This window comes from Pricia sp., from assembly GCF_041745955.1.
In the GTDB taxonomy this organism is placed as follows: Bacteria; Bacteroidota; Bacteroidia; order Flavobacteriales; family Flavobacteriaceae; genus Pricia.
Map to the genome: position 1 here is coordinate 1 of NZ_JBGTHY010000204.1, position 16,705 is coordinate 16,705.

Below are 16,705 nucleotides of genomic sequence, written 5' to 3' on the forward strand. Positions count from 1 at the left end.
GAAAGACCGTTTTGAGTTCAAGGGCTACCGCAGTGGCCACATGATGTATCTGCGACGCGAAGATCTCGAAAAATCCAACAACGATATCCGGGCGTTTATCGAACGGACTTTGGCGAAGGGAAAAAGTGCGAAATATTGAAAATATCAAGTCGCATCGCTAATCAGGTACGCCTTTTTGGAAGGACCGGGGGCTTTTGGCCCTGATGGTTTATTTTTGAAGCGGGAATCGCTTATATTTGGTCATTGCGATAGCCTTGATCGTTTATCTTATCGTGCAGCGGCCAACGGCAGTAAAAATTATGAAGGAGTTACCGTTGACTTTGGAAGAACAAAAACAATTCGATAATCTGGTGTGAACTATGAAAAACTTAAAATCCACTTTTCTCGCATTTTTAATAGGCCTCGGTCTTGTAGAGGGTATTTACGGACAGGACTGGCCCAATCTGAAGGAGTTTCAGGAAACCAACCAAAAACTAGACGCACCCGCTGCCGATGAGGATCGTGTGGTGTTTATGGGCAACTCCATCACCATAGGATGGCTGAACAAAAGACCCGAGTTCTTCGAGGGAAAACCATACGTCAACCGAGGGATAAGCGGCCAGACCACACCCCAAATGCTACTCCGTTTTCAACAGGACGTCGTTGATCTAAAACCTAAGGTGGTCGTTATTCTTGCCGGTACCAATGACATTGCTGGCAATACGGGACCTTCGACTTTGGAGATGATTGCCGATAACATAAAATCCATGTCCGAAATCGCCCACTCGAACGGAATCAAAGTAGTGCTTTCGTCTACCCTGCCCGCTTTCGACTATCCGTGGAAACCGGGTTTGGAGCCGGCTCCCAAAATTATGGAACTGAACAAAATGATCAAAGCATACGCCGAGGAAAAGGGACATATCTATCTCGATTACTTTTCAGCCATGGCCGATGACCGCAACGGACTACCCAAAAAATACGCGGACGATGAAGTACACCCCACCATCGAAGGCTATAAAGTGATGGAACCTTTGGTCGAGAAGGCGATTGACGAAGCGTTGAAGAAATAGGTCTGGTGCTGAATTTTTATTTCTACCTTCGAATTTCAGAAATTTAAAACCCAAATGGCTTCCCAAAAAAACCATCCAAAAAATGACGATACCCTTACTACGGATACCGATACTCCTGAAAAGTGGGATACCATTATTATCGGTGCCGGTGCCGGGGGCTTGGCGACCGCTATCTGTCTGGCACGCGCCGGTCAAAAGGTACTGGTACTCGAACAACACGACGTGCCCGGAGGCTGGTGCCATAGTTTTTACCTGAACGGACATCGATTCACGCCAGGCGTGCATTATGTGGGACTTTTGGGCGAGGGAGAATCCACTAGCGATCTGTATCGGGGCTTGGGTATCGCCAACGACCTGGTCTTTTTCCGTATGAATCCCGATGCCTATGAACACGTTCGTATCGGGGAGGAACGTTTCGATTATCCGGCGAATTTTGATGGGTTAGTCAATCGGTTGTCCGCTCGTTTTCCCAAGGAAAAGAAAAATATCCGCAAATACCTTGACCTGACCCGAAAGGTCAGTCAGGAGCTCTATTCGCTTCCCTATATCAAAGGTTTTTGGCAAAAATTGACCTTGCCGTACCGCACGAGGCATTTTGGAAAATACGGTCTGTTCAGCCTGCGCCGTGTTATCGGATGGCATATCAAAGACCCACTACTGAAAAACATTCTCAATGTTCAGTGCGGCGACCATGGGGTATCACCATCCAAAGTCCCCTTTGTGCTGCACAGTGCGCTGATGTACCACTATTATCAGGGCGGCTATTACCCCATGGGCGGTGGCGGTGCTTTGATTAAGGCCATGACCAATGCGCTGAAAAGACATGACGGCGAAATACGGACCAGCGCTGCCGTAAGCAAAATTATCGTAGAAGGCGAACAACAAAAGAGGGCGGTCGGGGTAACGCTAGAAAACGGACAGCAACTTTTTGCCGACCGCATCGTATCGAATGCCGATGTCGGAATTACTTACAATTCATTGATAGGAAGGAATAATTTAAGTCCGAAATTGCAGAAGAAACTCGGCAAGACCAAATATTCCTGTACCTCGCTCATGCTTTTTTTGACGGTGGATATGGACGTACGGAAAGCAGGATTGGATTCCGGAAATATCTGGATGATGCCCGAAGCCGATGGCAATGACCCTTTCGAACAGATTCTCAACGCCGATATCGATAAGGGCGAGGCTTTTGAGGCTATGTTCATCAGTTGTACCACCCTTAAAGATCCCGCAAGTTTTGACGGAAAACACCACAATATCGAGGCCATTACTTTTATCGACTACAAAGCTTTCGAAATATACAAAAATGAGGATGCGCAACGCTCCCAAGAATATCAGGACTTCAAAGAACGCCTTACGCAAAAAATGATCAGAGGTGTTGAAAAGGCAGTGCCTGGAGTAAGCAATCACATCGTACACAAAGATTTGGGCACGCCCATCACTAATGAATACTACATCAACACTACCGATGGTAACGTATATGGTACCGAAAAAAGCTTAAAAAATATTGGTCCGTTTGCCTTCAAGGCCAAAAGCGAGATCGAGAACCTGTATCTCTGTGGGGCCAGTATTTTGTCTCACGGAGTGGCCGGTGCCTCCCATTCAGGCGTCGATACCGCTGCACAGATTTTAGGATGCCATCCCGATGAACTGAAAACCCCTATGGAGGACCAACATTTAAGAATCTACGAAGCCGAAGATGCCTCCGATTACCCGGATTGGATGGTCAGAAAAATAGAGGTGAAACGGGCCAGGGCACTTTCCAAAGTCATAAAAGAGCAAATTTAAAATAGGTTGCATACAATACTATACACCTTTGAGCGTTCCAATCGGTGATAGCACCCTTTGAGGGACACCGCGGTTTATCTACACTTTAAATTGTAAGAGTGTCCCTACTCGGATAGCGAATATTTCCACAAGAAAAAAGAATGCTATACTTTTGCGCGGATTTCTGATACGTAGTCCCAACTAAAAATTATTCTAAAAATATCCCCTAAAATCAATAAACCAATGAAGACGTTCCTAACAACCCTATTCCTTATTGCATGTACCTCCACGACCTTACAGGCCCAAAGGAAAAGCGAACTGATCGAAAAAATAGAAAGCCTGAGATCACAATTAGATTCCGTGAAGTCAGAAGTTTTAGACGCCAGAAAAAACGAAAAAGTAGCCCAGGCAAGGGCGACTTCCTTCGAGGCTCAAGTGTCGGACCTTCAAGCGGCGAACAATACGCTGATGTCGAACATCACCAATTTTACCGCAGTTTCGAACAAAAATTCCGATATCGCGAACAGTGCCATCCAGAGTCTACAGGCAACAGAGGGCAAACTACGGTCCATCAAAAATGCCATTGCCAGTAACGATTCGACTATTATCGTGGTCTTGACCAACGTAAAACAGACCTTGGGCGAAGATGCCAAAATTGCCGTATCGAATGGTTCCATCGTAGTTTCTTCAGATTTGACCAGTCTTTACGGAAGTGATATTGGCACCAAATTGACCCCCGAAGCGGAAGCATGGGCAGAAAAAATAGCGAATGTTTTAAAAGCCAACCCTAGCACAGCACTGGATATTGAAGGACTGAGTATGACCGGCGACCTGAACCTACCCGCACAGCAGGCCCTTGCTTTATCGACCGTATTACAAAGCAAATTTGCGATAGCACCCGAGCGCATTACTACCATAGGCAAAGACGGAAACCTTAAAGAAGGTGTCCAAATGAAAATTCATCCGAAATTCAGCGATTTTTACTTGATGGTGCGGGAGGAAATGAAAAACTAAAAAAAGTTGGCGGTCGCAGTTGCGGAGGACAGCAAAACTTTGTCCGAATCAAGCGCGTTCCATATAATTTTTACAGGAATCGTTCGTTCTACATCCAGTAACCAATTCGAAAAATTATGTCTGGAGAAGGAATTTTACAACTATTCGGCTTTTTGCTACCTGCGGTCGTAACAGGCGTTGTCGCTTTTCACTTTTTTAAGCTACACACGAAAAACGAGGAAGGCCGTCGACGGTTCCTACTTCATAAGGACACCCAAAAAAATACACTCCCTATCCGATTACAGGCTTATGAGCGAATGGCGTTATTTTTAGAACGAATAGCCATAGCCAGCCTTGTCGTTCGAGTAGCGCCGAAATCATCGGATAAAAATGCCTATGAGGCCCTACTCATAAAAAGTATCGAAATCGAGTTCGATCATAACCTTTCGCAACAGATCTATATGACCGACGAGTGCTGGAACATTATCAAGGCCGCCAAAAGTGCGACCGTACAGATGATCCGCAAAGCAGCCATGAGCCAGACCGATTCGGCGGACAAATTGCGCGAAGATATTCTCACCCAAACCATGGAAAAGGATTCACCCTCCGCCACGGCCTTGTCTTTCGTGAAGAAAGAAATCGGCAATCTTTGGTAGGGAAGTTCAAACTCGAACACTAACGTCAAACTCAAAAAGTTTATGGGTTGCCCTTAAACTACTCCACTTCCGGTTTTATCTGATTCAGTTCCGTGTTTTTAGTCTTGGCAAAATTGAATCCACTCTCCCACCAAGCCGTCATTTTTTCTTTATCGAAAATTAGGGAATTCGTAGTAAGTACCGTTGGCGTATAATAGAAATTGATGATGGCGTCGTTGTGGCTTGCCACGAATTTACCGATACGGACGTTCTGGTGCTCAATACGATCAAGCATAAACTCGAAGATGGTGGTCATCAACGAAAAAGGGTTCTTTGAGGGCAGTCGGTTCAAATGACTGACCTCCGTCTGGAGTACGATGACGTCGACATCGGTCGCACCGCGTTTGATGGCCTCTTCAATAGGCACCATATTCCCCAGTCCCCCATCGGCATATTCGCATCCGTTTTTACGCACTAGGCTCATAAAGGGAGTGTAGTTACAGGAAATCCAGATCCATTCACAAAACTCCTCGTAACCGTAATCGTTGATATTTTTGTATTCCACTTGGTTCAGTGAAAGGTTCGAGACCGTCACGATAATTTCCATGGGGCCTTGCTTTAAATGTTTGAATTCTTCGCGGGTCAGCGTATTTTTTATGAGTTTATGAAGATTGTGGCTCTCTCCAAATGTCTTTCCCCCATTGTAAAGATTCTTAAGTACGTTCCAATGATTGATACCAATGGTGTTCACGCCATACTTTTTTTGAATGGTAAAGGGGCAGTTGCTAAAAATACTTTCCTGATCGACAGAGGTATAGACTTGCTTGATCTTATCGATTTTTTGCAGGGCCAGATGCGAAATCAACAGACTTCCGGTAGAGGTACCCAAAAACAGATCGTAGGTATGATGCAGCTCCTGCATTAGATACTGAGCGACACCGCCTGCAAAAGCGCCCTTGCTGCCGCCGCCGGAAATTACCAATGCTCTCATGGGAATTTGTACATGGTTACTAGTTATTTGGATACGGGTTCAAGTTTGACGTCCGATATTTTTCAAATGGATAGGCAAACGCAAAATAATAGTCGTAATACCTTGGGCATATGACTTAATACCCAATACTATTCAAATAACGTAATTCTTCACCATTTAGTTCGTTTGTAAGGTTTTGAACCCGTTTTTTATAGTCCGGATCCTTCAACAATTCGTCCAATGTATCCCGTGCGAATTTCTTGAACTGCCAAGAATGATGGGTTGCGGCCTGGATCAAATCCTTCAGGTTTTGGTCGGTAAGCCCAAAGGCTTCTTTCAGGTAAAAAAAAGCGCCCTGCCTGACCTCAAAGGAATATCGGGCATCGGTATAGCCACTTAGTTCATCAAAATACACTTTGGTTTGGCTTCCTTGATACTCCTGCGTGAGCATGGCCAAGGTCAGCCACAAAAGACGTAGATTTTTATTGGGGAGTCCAATGAGTTCCTTCGTTTTATCCAAATATACTTTTCTGTCCCGAGGATAGGTTTCCCAAAGTTTGAACAGCGCATTTTCTACGGTGACATAGCTTTTGTCGTTCAATAAGGATTCAAAGGCTTCCTTTGGATATTTTTTGACATCGGTCGCCATGGACAAGGCTTGCCGAATAGGAACAGTATCGGAGGCAAATGCCTTTTCTATGATTTCTTCGGGAAGGCCATTCCGATGTGTTTCAAGGATATATTCTTTAAGATGGATGGATGGGCTCCCGTTCCAATACTTTCCGTAGTCGATAGTGTCGTTATTCGTCTTTTTCGACTCCGCTTCCATATCAAAAAGAAGCTGCAAGGAAGGCGAATATCCTGAAAGTTTTTCTTTGGCGTCGTTGAGGAGGATACCTTTATTATCCAGCCAATCTTTTTTGAAATCGGATACAGAGCTGCCGGATGCCTTTTCCATTTCCTCCAAAAAATCGGAAACCGTGACATTCTTGAAGCTGTACTTTTGTAGATAATTTTGAATACCAGTATTGAAGGCCTCGTCACCGAGCTGTTCCCGGAGCATAAAAAGTGCCCAAGCCCCTTTCTCGTAAAAAGTCAAGCTACTGGCTTTCGGATTGAGCAGGCTTTCCCCTTCCCCTCTTTCTGCCAAGCCCTGAAGTTGCATCAAAGAGGTGTATAATTTCCAATAAAAATGATCGTCGCCAAAAAGTTCCCTTTCTGCCAGATAGGCGTAGTATGTAGCAAAACCTTCATGCAGCCAATGGTGGTTGCCATCCTTTTCCGTAACTAGGTTGCCGAACCATTGATGCGCCATTTCATGGGCGTTGACGTTGACATAGTTTTTGTCGGTGAATGCGGTGGAATCGATAACGTAGCCATCCGAAAACATGGTAGTGCCCGTATTTTCCATTCCCGCGTATAAAAAGTCTTGAACGGGAATCTGTTTGTAGTTCTGCCACGGATACTTGACCCCTATTTCATCCTCTAGAAAATCAAAAATCCGCCGGGTATAGCGATAAGTAGGTTCGACACGAAGGCTATCTTCCGGATAATAATAATTGGTTATGGGGATGCCACTATTGGAAACCAGCTCTTGTTTTTCGTAATTTCCTACTACAAAAGCCAAGAGATAACTGCTCATAGGTTGCTGCATATCAAAATGCCAGGTTTTTTTCCCTGTGCGATTATTTTTTGCGGATACCAACTTTCCATTCGCAATGATTTCATACGAATCATCAAAGGTGATATTCAGGTCGAACTCCACCTTTTCCTCCATGTCGTCAAAGCTGGGAAGCCAATGGCTGGTGTATTTGCCTTGTCCTTGGGTCCATACTTGCTTTTCGGACGGCACGTCTTGCTTCCCTGATGGAAGGCCTTGACTACCGGTTGGCTCCGACTGCCTCACCAATGGCGCGGTTTGCTCGTTATCTACAAGGTCATCGTCCCATCCCAGAAAATAGACCGTTTGCTTCGGGGTCGCCGAATAATCAAGTAAAAGGATATACGACCGCCCCTTTTTAAACTTTTTATGAATGGAAATAATTTTGTCCGTGTTGGAATATTTGGCCTTGGCACCATTTAATTTAACGGTCGAAAAACTCATATTTTGGGCATCCAGAAAAACGGAATCCACATCCGCCAAGACCTCAAAAGTATACGCTACTTCACCCATAATCCTTTTTTGCTTGGGAAGGGGTGTTATTGAAACCTCGCCCCTGACAAAATCTACCTTATCTTGATGCTGGGCATTTATTGGAATGGATTCAAGTAGAAGTAAAAGGAAAAGAAAAAATTTCATGAAGCAAAGATACCGGCATTTAAGCCGAAAATTACAACAATTGTCCTAGATATCGGATACTTAAAAGCTCACCTCTTTTTTACCTGCCTCCAACGAGCGAAACATGACCGGGAGGAAGGCGTCCACCCTCTTTTGGAATGAGGCGAGCTTTTAATACTTGCGTTTCAATTGCCGAACTTCTATTTTAGCCCTATGAATGCCAATTTGCTACAGACCCCGATCGCGTACCTCAAAGGTGTAGGCCCGAACCGCGCCGAAACCTTGCAGTCGGAACTGGACATTCAGACCTTTCAAGACCTTCTCAATCTCTTTCCCAACCGCTACATCGACAAGACCCAATATTACAAGATTACCCAGCTACAGCGCAGCAGTGCCGATGTACAAATCCTCGGAAAAATCGTCCACATCAAAACCGTCGAACAGAAAAAAGGCAAGCGATTGGTCGCTTCCTTTATCGACGAAACCGGTGAAATGGAACTGGTATGGTTCCGCGGCCAAAAATGGATCCGGGAAAATCTAAAGCTCAATACTCCCTATGTCATCTTCGGTAAATGCAATTGGTACAACGGCCAATTCTCCATGGCGCACCCAGAAATGGAATTGCTGACCGAGCACGAACAGGGACTCAAGATCGCCATGCAGCCCGTCTACCCTTCCACGGAAATGCTAAGCAATAAGGGGATTACCAATCGGGCGATCAATAAACTGATGCAGCAACTGTTCATGGAGACCAAGGGACGGTTTTCAGAAACCCTCTCCCCTACCCTTTTGCACGAGCTGAAACTGCTGCCGAAGAGCGAGGCGATGTTCAACATCCACTTTCCAAAAAATCAGGAGTTGTTGGCCAAGGCGCAATTCCGCTTAAAACTCGAAGAACTCTTTTACATCCAGTTGCAGCTACTTTCTAAAAAAATGCAGCGGAAGCAGAAGATCAAAGGCTTTAATTTTGATCAGGTCGGGGAACTTTTTAACGATTTCTATGCCAATCATCTTCCATTTGAACTGACCGATGCACAAAAACGGGTCATTAAGGAAATCCGATCCGATTTGGGAAGCAACGCCCAGATGAACCGCCTGCTACAGGGCGATGTCGGCTCGGGAAAAACCATTGTAGCCGTAATGATCATGCTGCTCGCCATCGATAACGGTTTTCAGGCCTGCTTGATGGCACCCACGGAAATTTTGGCGAACCAACATTATAACAGCATAAGCCAATTGCTCGAAGGTACCGGCGTTACCTGTGCCTTGTTGACCGGTTCCGTTAAGAAATCCGCCCGCCGACCCATCCACGAACAACTGGAAAATGGCGAACTTCAAATTCTGATCGGCACGCATGCCCTGCTTGAGGACAAAGTTCAATATAAAAATCTAGGCTTGGCGATCGTCGACGAACAGCACCGCTTCGGAGTGGCACAGCGCTCAAAGCTTTGGCATAAAAACGAGATTCCACCACATGTACTTGTTATGACGGCCACCCCCATTCCCCGAACCTTGGCCATGAGCCTATACGGGGATCTCGATATTTCAGTAATCGACGAGCTTCCGCCGGGCCGGAAGGCGATTAAGACCGTACATAGATACGATTCTAACCGACTTAAGGTGTTCCAATTTATCCGTGACGAAATCAAAAAAAGAAGGCAGATATATATCGTTTATCCCCTAATACAGGAATCCGAAGCCATGGATTACAAAGATCTCATGGACGGTTACGAAAGTATCGTTCGGGATTTCCCCCTACCCGAATACCAAATATCCATCGTACACGGCCAGATGAAATCTATGGACAAGGATTACGAGATGGAACGTTTCGTTAAAGGCGAAACCCAGATCATGGTCGCCACCACGGTAATCGAAGTGGGTGTTAACGTACCCAATGCCTCCGTAATGATCATCGAAAGTGCCGAACGCTTTGGGCTATCGCAATTACACCAGCTACGCGGCCGCGTCGGTCGGGGTGCCGATCAAAGCTATTGTATCTTGATGACCAGCCATAAACTATCCTCCGAAGCAAAGACCCGCCTACAGACCATGGTCGCTACCAACGATGGCTTTGAAATAGCCGAAGTCGACCTGCGTCTGCGCGGTCCGGGCAATTTAATGGGTACGCAACAGAGTGGTGTGCTCAACCTTAAAATCGCCGATATTGTTAGGGATAATGATATCTTGAAAACTGCCCGCCATTATGCCATAAAATTGCTGAAGGAAGATCCGGGGCTGGAACATCCCGACAATTTGGTCGTTCGGCATGCGTATGGGCAATTAGTCAAGCATACGGATATTTGGAATTATATTAGCTAATCTTACCGCCCTATTCTTGGATAGCAGAATCTTCATTCTTGGATAACAGAATCTTCCCGCAAAAAACCGTTTGCACTATATGCAGCTTGATTATTGGTGAATGTCACGTAGGTTTGGGAGTCATAGATCACATCGTTATGCCGTCCATAAAAGTAAATGAAACCGCTTGAAGGCACTATAAAACTATTTTCGTCCTCATCGAGAAACGTGGAACCTTCATCCACTCCGTTCCAACTCGTGTTCAAACTCATGAATTCATTTCCTGTTCGACCACTGCCGGCATGTGCTTGGAGATTTGCACTTCCCTTGCCACCGCCAATGGAGGTAATCTTTACGGTGACCAGTGATCCCACAGGGGCACTATAGCGACCGGTCACCCTGTTAAACGCACTTACACTAATCGAGACGTTGTCCGTCGAGGTGAACGGGCCATCCGAAACGGACAGCTTCACGTTGTAGTTACCGGCTACGTCAAAATCGTGGCTTGGGTTCCTTTGGTTGGAGGTGTTACCATCACCAAAATTCCAAATATAGCTTAAAGTGTCTCCGTCCGGATCGCTTGATCCACTACCATTAAAATTCACGGTAAGTATATTGGGGCCGCTTGTCTTGTCAGAAGAAGCTACGGCTATCGGTGACCGGTTGGGAACCTTTACAGTTATGTTTATGTTTGCGGTGTCCATTAATCCCTGATTATCGGTGATCGTAAGTTTTACCGAATAATTACCTTCTACCACGTAACTATGCATCGGATTTGCGGCATTGCTTGTATTTCCATCCCCAAATTCCCATAGATAAGAAAAAATGCCAGCATCGTCCGAAGAGGCACTTCCCGTAAAATTTATCGTTTCACCGGTATCGGCATTTGTTGGATTGGCGCTGCCTACCGCCTCCGGGGCCTGATTGGGAACTTCTATCTGCAAGGAAGCCGTATCGGTCAGCCCTCCGTCGTCAGTCACCGTAAGTGTTACGGTATAATCTCCCTGGCCGGTATACCTATGAACGGGATTAGCGGAAGTGCTAGTATTTCCGTCATCAAAATTCCAAGCATAGCTGACGAGATTTACGTCGTCAGTAGATGCGCTTCCCGTAAAATTCACATCCTGATTTATGAAAGCTGTCATTGGGTTCGCAGAAGCATTGGCCGTCGGTCTATCGCCGCTTACGATTACGGATGCGTTGTAGGTTTTTTGAGTGCCATCTTCGGCAGTTACCGTAAAAGTCACCGGGTTTGTAAAATCTATTACAGATCCAGAATCCGGACTAATCGATTCTCCTGTATGACCGATTGTTGGTGAAAGGGATTTCTCATCGTTACCGGCCGGCAGTGTTACGTTAATGTTTGTACCGTTGAAAACTCCTGCAATTCCATCGATTTCGAAATCCGTTATGTTTTTCGCACCACTCTTCTCGATAATTACCGTTACCCTATACTCTTGTGTACTGCCATCTTCGGCGGTGACCGTGTAAGTTGCTGGATATGTAAAATCGACAGTAGTACCGGATTGTGGGCTCAAACTGGTACCGATGAATTGGACTGACGGCGTTAGGGAGCTGGCATCGCTACCGGCAGGAAGCGTTACTGAGATTTCCGTTCCGGATACAGCTCCCTCTACACCTGCTATTGTGAACTTTTCAATGGATTTGTCCGCACTTGCGGCCACATTGACCTCAACAGTCCATTCCTGTTGGTCGCCATTTTCGGCCGTTACTATATAGGTTATCGGATTTTTAAAATTTTGGGGTTCGTTTTGCGAAGGCGATACACTGGCATCGGGAGATACGCTTAACGCTATCGGCGACACGTTAGTCTCTGTCCCTGAAGGAACGTTGAGCGTAACCGTATGGTCAGTTGCATCAATATTTGCGGTTTTTTGCTGTCCAGGAATTGCAAAGGACAAAATATCGTTTTCCGGACTTTGCGGGTTGTCTCCAGTAATCACCTCCACCATTCGTACAATTTCAACAGCTGCATTGCCGGATGAATCACTGACATTATAGGTGACCGTATATGTGCCCGATCGCGACATATCGACCTCGGAAGTATCTGCCAAAATATCACCAGAAATATCGCCATCCACATCATCCAAAGCTTGGGCTCCCGGGTCTTTATAATTACTGCCGATTTGAACGGTAAAGGGATTGTCTCCCAACATGGTAATTTCGGGAATTACGGTATCCACGATTTCCTCCAATACCTCAAAACTGAGTTCGGCCGTAAATTCTTTGCCATCATCTCCCTTTAAATCAAAGAAAAGTTCGATAACTCCCAGTTCTCGTGGTGTAAAATTCAAGATGTACGTACCCGGAAGAATGGATTGAAATTCATTGAGCTCAACCTCTACTTCGGTAGACCCTTCGATAAGACTTCCCGAACCTGCTACCACACGATATCGCCTCTCGTAGTTCACGTCGGTATTGGCATCTGATTTTTCAAAGTTTACCGTGATTTGTGCACTGTTGACCAACTCGACCCGTTTCACCGGACTCGTAGCCGTCCATACCATGGGCGGTATTGCTGCTACGATATAATCGATTTCTACTTCCTCGGTAAAACCGTAATTGTCCGTTGCTACAATCTTTACAAGGTGATCTCCAGCTTTAGTGCCTACATACATCATCGAAGCAGAAAACGGGTTCAATGGAATGTTCTCATTTTTGGGAAAAATAGAGCCTGATCTATCCCGAAAATGACCCTCACCCTTCGAAACGGAGTACGAATAGGAGTACGAAAACTCTTCGAGTATTTCTTCGGGTACCACGGTTATCGTGGTAAGTAGGTCTTCATTGATATAACCTTCGGCCTTGTGCTGCTCGGTCACGCTGAACTCAACCTCGGTCTTAAGTTCTATTTCTTTGGTACAGGCGAAGATTATAGTGAAAATCGAAAAGATAAAAGCTGTAGTTCGAATAAGGTTTTTCATCGGTTTACCTTAGGGGTTTAGGTATTAACCGATAATAGCTTTGTTTTAGTGCGGATTTTGGTTGAAGCACTTGCTTTTGCGATGTAAACGACAGAAATCAATAAAAAGAGACCATATAAGTCGGTGGTAATGCATGGGCAACACGGTAAGTAATCCGTACCCCATTTTGAAAAAAGAGGATTGGATTTTTAATCCTTAAAGGTTAAAGTAATACCGCAGCCCTAACCCAGAGAAATTGGTCAACTTTCCGAAATCACTGTTTACATGATAAAACTGGGAAGATTTTATGATCAAAGAAATATGTTCGCTAAGAATGATATCTAGGTCGATAGTGGCCACTCCGCCATAAATAAACTTGCTATTACCGTCAAGGGAAACCACCTTTGATATATCGTTATTGCCGTTATTTACCAGTTCGTATCCGGCAATGGCACCACCACCTATGCTTAAAGACTGCATCTTCCGGTTTCTACTGTACACGGTAAGAAAATAGGAGTAGCTCGCCGTAAAACTTGAGTAGGGTACGCTGATTTCCCCGGACTTATAATCGGCCATCGAGACCTCAAGGCCGATTTGGGTAAAGGTGTTTTCGTTAAGATTTGTGTTATACGTAATCCCAACGCCGTAGCCTTCGCCAAAAATACCACCGTTCACCGAAAAAGTCTTGGAGTAGCTTTGGGAAATGGCAAGCAGGGGGAAAAGAAACAAAATCAGAAAGTAGGCTTGTGACTTCAATTTGTGGGGGCGTTTATTTGTGTATTGTCCAAAGGCAGCATCACCATTCTATCATTTTCCAGCTCATCTAAAACAACATATACCTCTTCTTTGCTGGAAATGGTAAATCGTTTAAAAACAAATACTACCTCGTTGATGCTTTGGGGGTCGATTTTATCCTGAAGATTGAAAACGTATATTGGATTTATTATTTTCTGTAACTGTCCGACACCTGTTTTACGGAAAAAACTCAATCCGTTTACTACGTATTCCTTTCGGGAATTATTCTCGACCTGAAGCACAAAATAGATTTCGTCGTTGTCTGTCAAAATATTATTCAACTTGAGCACCACTCTTTTGTTCTGGCGGAAAGTACGCATGAAGATGGACTTTTGCAGATAGTTGTTTTCACAAAATATACGGTAGTACTCTTCTCTGTCGACATCATACAGGTCGCCTTCGCCATTGCTTGACCCTAAGGTGTCATATTCGGTTTCTTCATAGGGTTCATCGTCTGCTTCTGTAGGGGAATCCAGCTTTACCTCTTTATCTTCATTATCTACAGAGTGTGATGTACGGTTTGGGATGCGCCCGACTGCCATGTCGATGGCCAATATAAAATTAAAAGTTTCTATTTTTTCGGAATACTGAAGGGCAAATGAATAAATATATCCATCATCGGTGATTACGGTAAGATTGCTGGGACTGCCATTTTTGCCACTTAGAAGGCCAATACTAAGGTCATCGTTCTGATATTCGAACTTGAAATTCGCGGCGGGATCAATGGTCTTGGAAATAGCGGCCGGAAAAAATAGGGTTGTCGTGGCATGCTCGTTCGCCAATAGTGCAATGGGTTTTGCATTTTGATCTTGGCCAAAGGAGCCAAAACAAAAGCATATGTTTAATAGGTAGAAAATAAAGCTGCTCTTCATGATTATTATAAAACCAAAAAACCTACTTAATAGTATTAATATTAGTCAAAAGGGATGTAGTTTACGACGACCTGCGGCAGGTTTTTTCTACGTATAACCGAAATTTATGGTACTAAAAAAGGGATTTCACTTCTCACGATTATAAACGCTAGAAAGTAAATCCCTTTATATAATTTGAAAATATGACTTCTACAGCTAATGCCGCAAAACACTATAAAATCTAGGCCTGTGCATACTCCGTATCCCAATCGGTACCTTCGTCGCCTTTTTGTCCGTCCATTTTGATCAAAAAGTTTTTGGCGGGAAAATAAGGTTTAAGACGAATGTCCATATAAATACGGTCTTTCTGATTCTGATCTTGCTCGAATCTACGGATCTCGAAATTCTCGATCAGTTTATCAGGTCCGGTAATATTATCTAAAAAGCGTACGATCTGTGCCTGTATCTCGTTTCTTGTCTTTGTGTTGAAATTTTCGAAAGCCCTTCGGTTCAAAAAGTCCATCAACACTTTGGCGACATAGTCGAAAACACGTACAACGGAGTACGTCTGTAAGCCAAGGTTGTCACCGTTGAAAAGTGTTTTGGCCGAAAAGGCCATAACCTTACCATATTCGTTGACCATCGGCACAAGTCCGAGATTTTCAAGATTGGCAATTTCACTTTTTCTCAAATCGAAACACACACCATCAACCTCACTAAGGCCACCATGTTTTTTGCCGGCGGTTACCTGAGACATCAAGGTCTTATAAATTTTACCGGCCAAAGCGCCGGATGGCGGAACGTGCACATCTTCCTCTTCACCCACTTCGTCGTGTTTGCCACGGCCTACCAACCAGTTACAGGTCATGATAGTATTGGATAGGAACACGTCACCACTTGCAAGATTGGCACTTTCGAACATTTCCATGACATCGTCCGGTTCATCTAAATGTGCAAAATCGGTAATCAAGGTCACTTTGTTTTCATAGGCGATCTTTGCCCATTTATCAACAACGGATTTTGAGCCCAAATAGCCGGGCAAAACCATGAGACCGTAATTTTCCCTAAGATCCAAACGGTCATATTTATCGACCAGTTCTTCACGAATGTGATCGATGAAACGTGTATTGTCCAAATCCGAAAGCTGCTCTAGCTCGGCGTTCATAATGGATACGTTCTTCAACGAAGGCATATCCGTATTCTTATAAAAAAGGGCTACAGACCGATACGAAGTTTCGAGTTCCCTTGTTTCCGCAAGAGCAGCCTTTAGGTTTTTGGTAAGTACCTTTTGCGACTCTTGGGCCTTATCATCGGCGGCCTGTACCAAGTCGATAATATCTTTGCCTGATTTTAGGGTATCGGACCAAAGTTGTAAGGTTTTAAGCAATTCGCTACGCTCTTGCTTTTTACTGTTTTCGGAAAGAAACATTTTCCGTCGGGCCTTTCTATCAGGATTCAAATTTTGTACCCCGTCAATGGCGGATTCCAAAAGATCGAAGCCTCCGTATTTTACGAATTCATTCGATTTTTGCTTTATCTGCTCCGCGTAGGGCCTATCGCTTAACTGTGCGGTTTGCTGTATATTCTGTGCGTCTGCCATTTCTATAGTTTATTGGTTTTGATTTCTTCGATTAGGGCATCAATAGTATCGACCAAAGATTTTTTGGCATTGGCATCCTCAAGAGCGGCCTTCAGGATTTTATTGGTCTTCAATTGTTTGATAATGTTTTTATACTGGTCACTCTCAATTTCAAGCTCCTTTAAAAAACTACTGTTGTTGATAATGCCTTTCTTGCCGAAATCGCCTAAACTCCTGAATTTAAGGCTTTCGTTAACTGTACCCCCATCTTTGTTTTCAAAGGGTATTTTAAGTTCCGGTTCAAAATGATCGAAAACATCTTCTACCGTATGAAGTCCTTCTACTACTTCGGGTTTTACCGGAGCCTTCGGGGTAAGTTTTCCTGCAATCAGGGTTCTGTTCTGAGGTATGTCATTCAAGGCTTCGCTAGCATCGCCTTTCACTTCATTACCGCCAATACCTACGTAGTCAATAGCCATAATATTTACAGTTTAAGTTTTAATCGTAAAAAATAAATAGGCAATCCGCATCAAATTTTACAATTTATGGTTTTACCAGTCTATAAC

12 protein-coding genes are annotated in these 16,705 nt (G+C 44.5%); 5 read left to right on the forward strand and 7 right to left on the reverse strand.

Features of this window, described 5'->3' with window-relative positions; translation table 11 throughout:
• Window positions 1-359 precede the first annotated feature (359 nt).
• From ACEW8S_RS07180 to ACEW8S_RS07195, 4 genes are all read left to right on the forward strand, one after another.
• Window positions 360-1,049, forward strand: coding sequence for an SGNH/GDSL hydrolase family protein (locus ACEW8S_RS07180; RefSeq protein ID WP_373517485.1), 690 nt, complete (start codon window positions 360-362; stop codon window positions 1,047-1,049).
• Between the two features lie 54 nt (window positions 1,050-1,103).
• Complete coding sequence (locus tag ACEW8S_RS07185; protein ID WP_373517486.1) at window positions 1,104-2,837, forward strand: phytoene desaturase family protein; 1,734 nt, start codon at window positions 1,104-1,106, stop codon at window positions 2,835-2,837.
• 222 nt (window positions 2,838-3,059) lie between these two features.
• Entirely contained in the window at window positions 3,060-3,830 is a 771-nt protein-coding gene (locus tag ACEW8S_RS07190) for a hypothetical protein (RefSeq protein ID WP_373517487.1), read from the forward strand.
• Window positions 3,831-3,946: 116 nt separating this feature from the next.
• Window positions 3,947-4,465, forward strand: coding sequence for a hypothetical protein (locus ACEW8S_RS07195; protein ID WP_373517488.1), 519 nt, complete (start codon window positions 3,947-3,949; stop codon window positions 4,463-4,465).
• A gap of 58 nt (window positions 4,466-4,523) precedes the next feature.
• On the opposite strand, the gene ACEW8S_RS07200 is transcribed toward ACEW8S_RS07195, so the two are convergent.
• Together ACEW8S_RS07200 and ACEW8S_RS07205 are read right to left on the reverse strand one after the other, a co-directional pair.
• On the reverse strand, window positions 4,524-5,435 hold the full coding sequence (locus ACEW8S_RS07200; protein ID WP_373517489.1) for a patatin family protein: 912 nt from the start codon (window positions 5,433-5,435) through the stop codon (window positions 4,524-4,526).
• A 115-nt stretch (window positions 5,436-5,550) separates the two neighbouring features.
• Window positions 5,551-7,713, reverse strand: a complete 2,163-nt coding sequence (locus tag ACEW8S_RS07205) for a M1 family metallopeptidase (RefSeq protein WP_373517490.1) — start codon at window positions 7,711-7,713, stop codon at window positions 5,551-5,553.
• A gap of 192 nt (window positions 7,714-7,905) precedes the next feature.
• Between ACEW8S_RS07205 and recG the strand changes: the two genes are divergently transcribed.
• Window positions 7,906-10,011, forward strand: a complete 2,106-nt coding sequence (gene recG, locus ACEW8S_RS07210) for an ATP-dependent DNA helicase RecG (protein WP_373517491.1) — start codon at window positions 7,906-7,908, stop codon at window positions 10,009-10,011.
• Window positions 10,012-10,043: 32 nt separating this feature from the next.
• On the opposite strand, the gene ACEW8S_RS07215 is transcribed toward recG, so the two are convergent.
• The 5 genes from ACEW8S_RS07215 to ACEW8S_RS07235 all read right to left on the reverse strand — a co-directional run bounded on the left by ACEW8S_RS07215 (window position 10,044) and on the right by ACEW8S_RS07235 (window position 16,618).
• A complete protein-coding gene (locus tag ACEW8S_RS07215) occupies window positions 10,044-12,935 on the reverse strand; it encodes a PKD domain-containing protein (RefSeq protein WP_373517492.1) in 2,892 nt (963 codons plus the stop codon).
• A gap of 195 nt (window positions 12,936-13,130) precedes the next feature.
• Window positions 13,131-13,670 carry a conjugal transfer protein TraO gene (locus ACEW8S_RS07220; protein WP_373517493.1) on the reverse strand — a complete coding sequence of 180 codons (540 nt, stop codon included), beginning with the start codon at window positions 13,668-13,670 and terminating at the stop codon, window positions 13,131-13,133.
• Window positions 13,667-14,491 carry a DUF4138 domain-containing protein gene (locus ACEW8S_RS07225; RefSeq protein ID WP_373517494.1) on the reverse strand — a complete coding sequence of 275 codons (825 nt, stop codon included), beginning with the start codon at window positions 14,489-14,491 and terminating at the stop codon, window positions 13,667-13,669. The genes ACEW8S_RS07220 and ACEW8S_RS07225 overlap by 4 nt, the downstream gene beginning before the upstream one ends.
• 310 nt (window positions 14,492-14,801) lie before the next feature.
• The gene (locus tag ACEW8S_RS07230; protein WP_373517495.1) at window positions 14,802-16,160 is read right to left on the reverse strand and encodes a DUF5458 family protein; all 1,359 of its coding nucleotides are present in this window, start codon (window positions 16,158-16,160) and stop codon (window positions 14,802-14,804) included.
• A 2-nt stretch (window positions 16,161-16,162) separates the two neighbouring features.
• Entirely contained in the window at window positions 16,163-16,618 is a 456-nt protein-coding gene (locus ACEW8S_RS07235; protein WP_373517496.1) for a hypothetical protein, read from the reverse strand.
• Window positions 16,619-16,705: the final 87 nt, after the last annotated feature.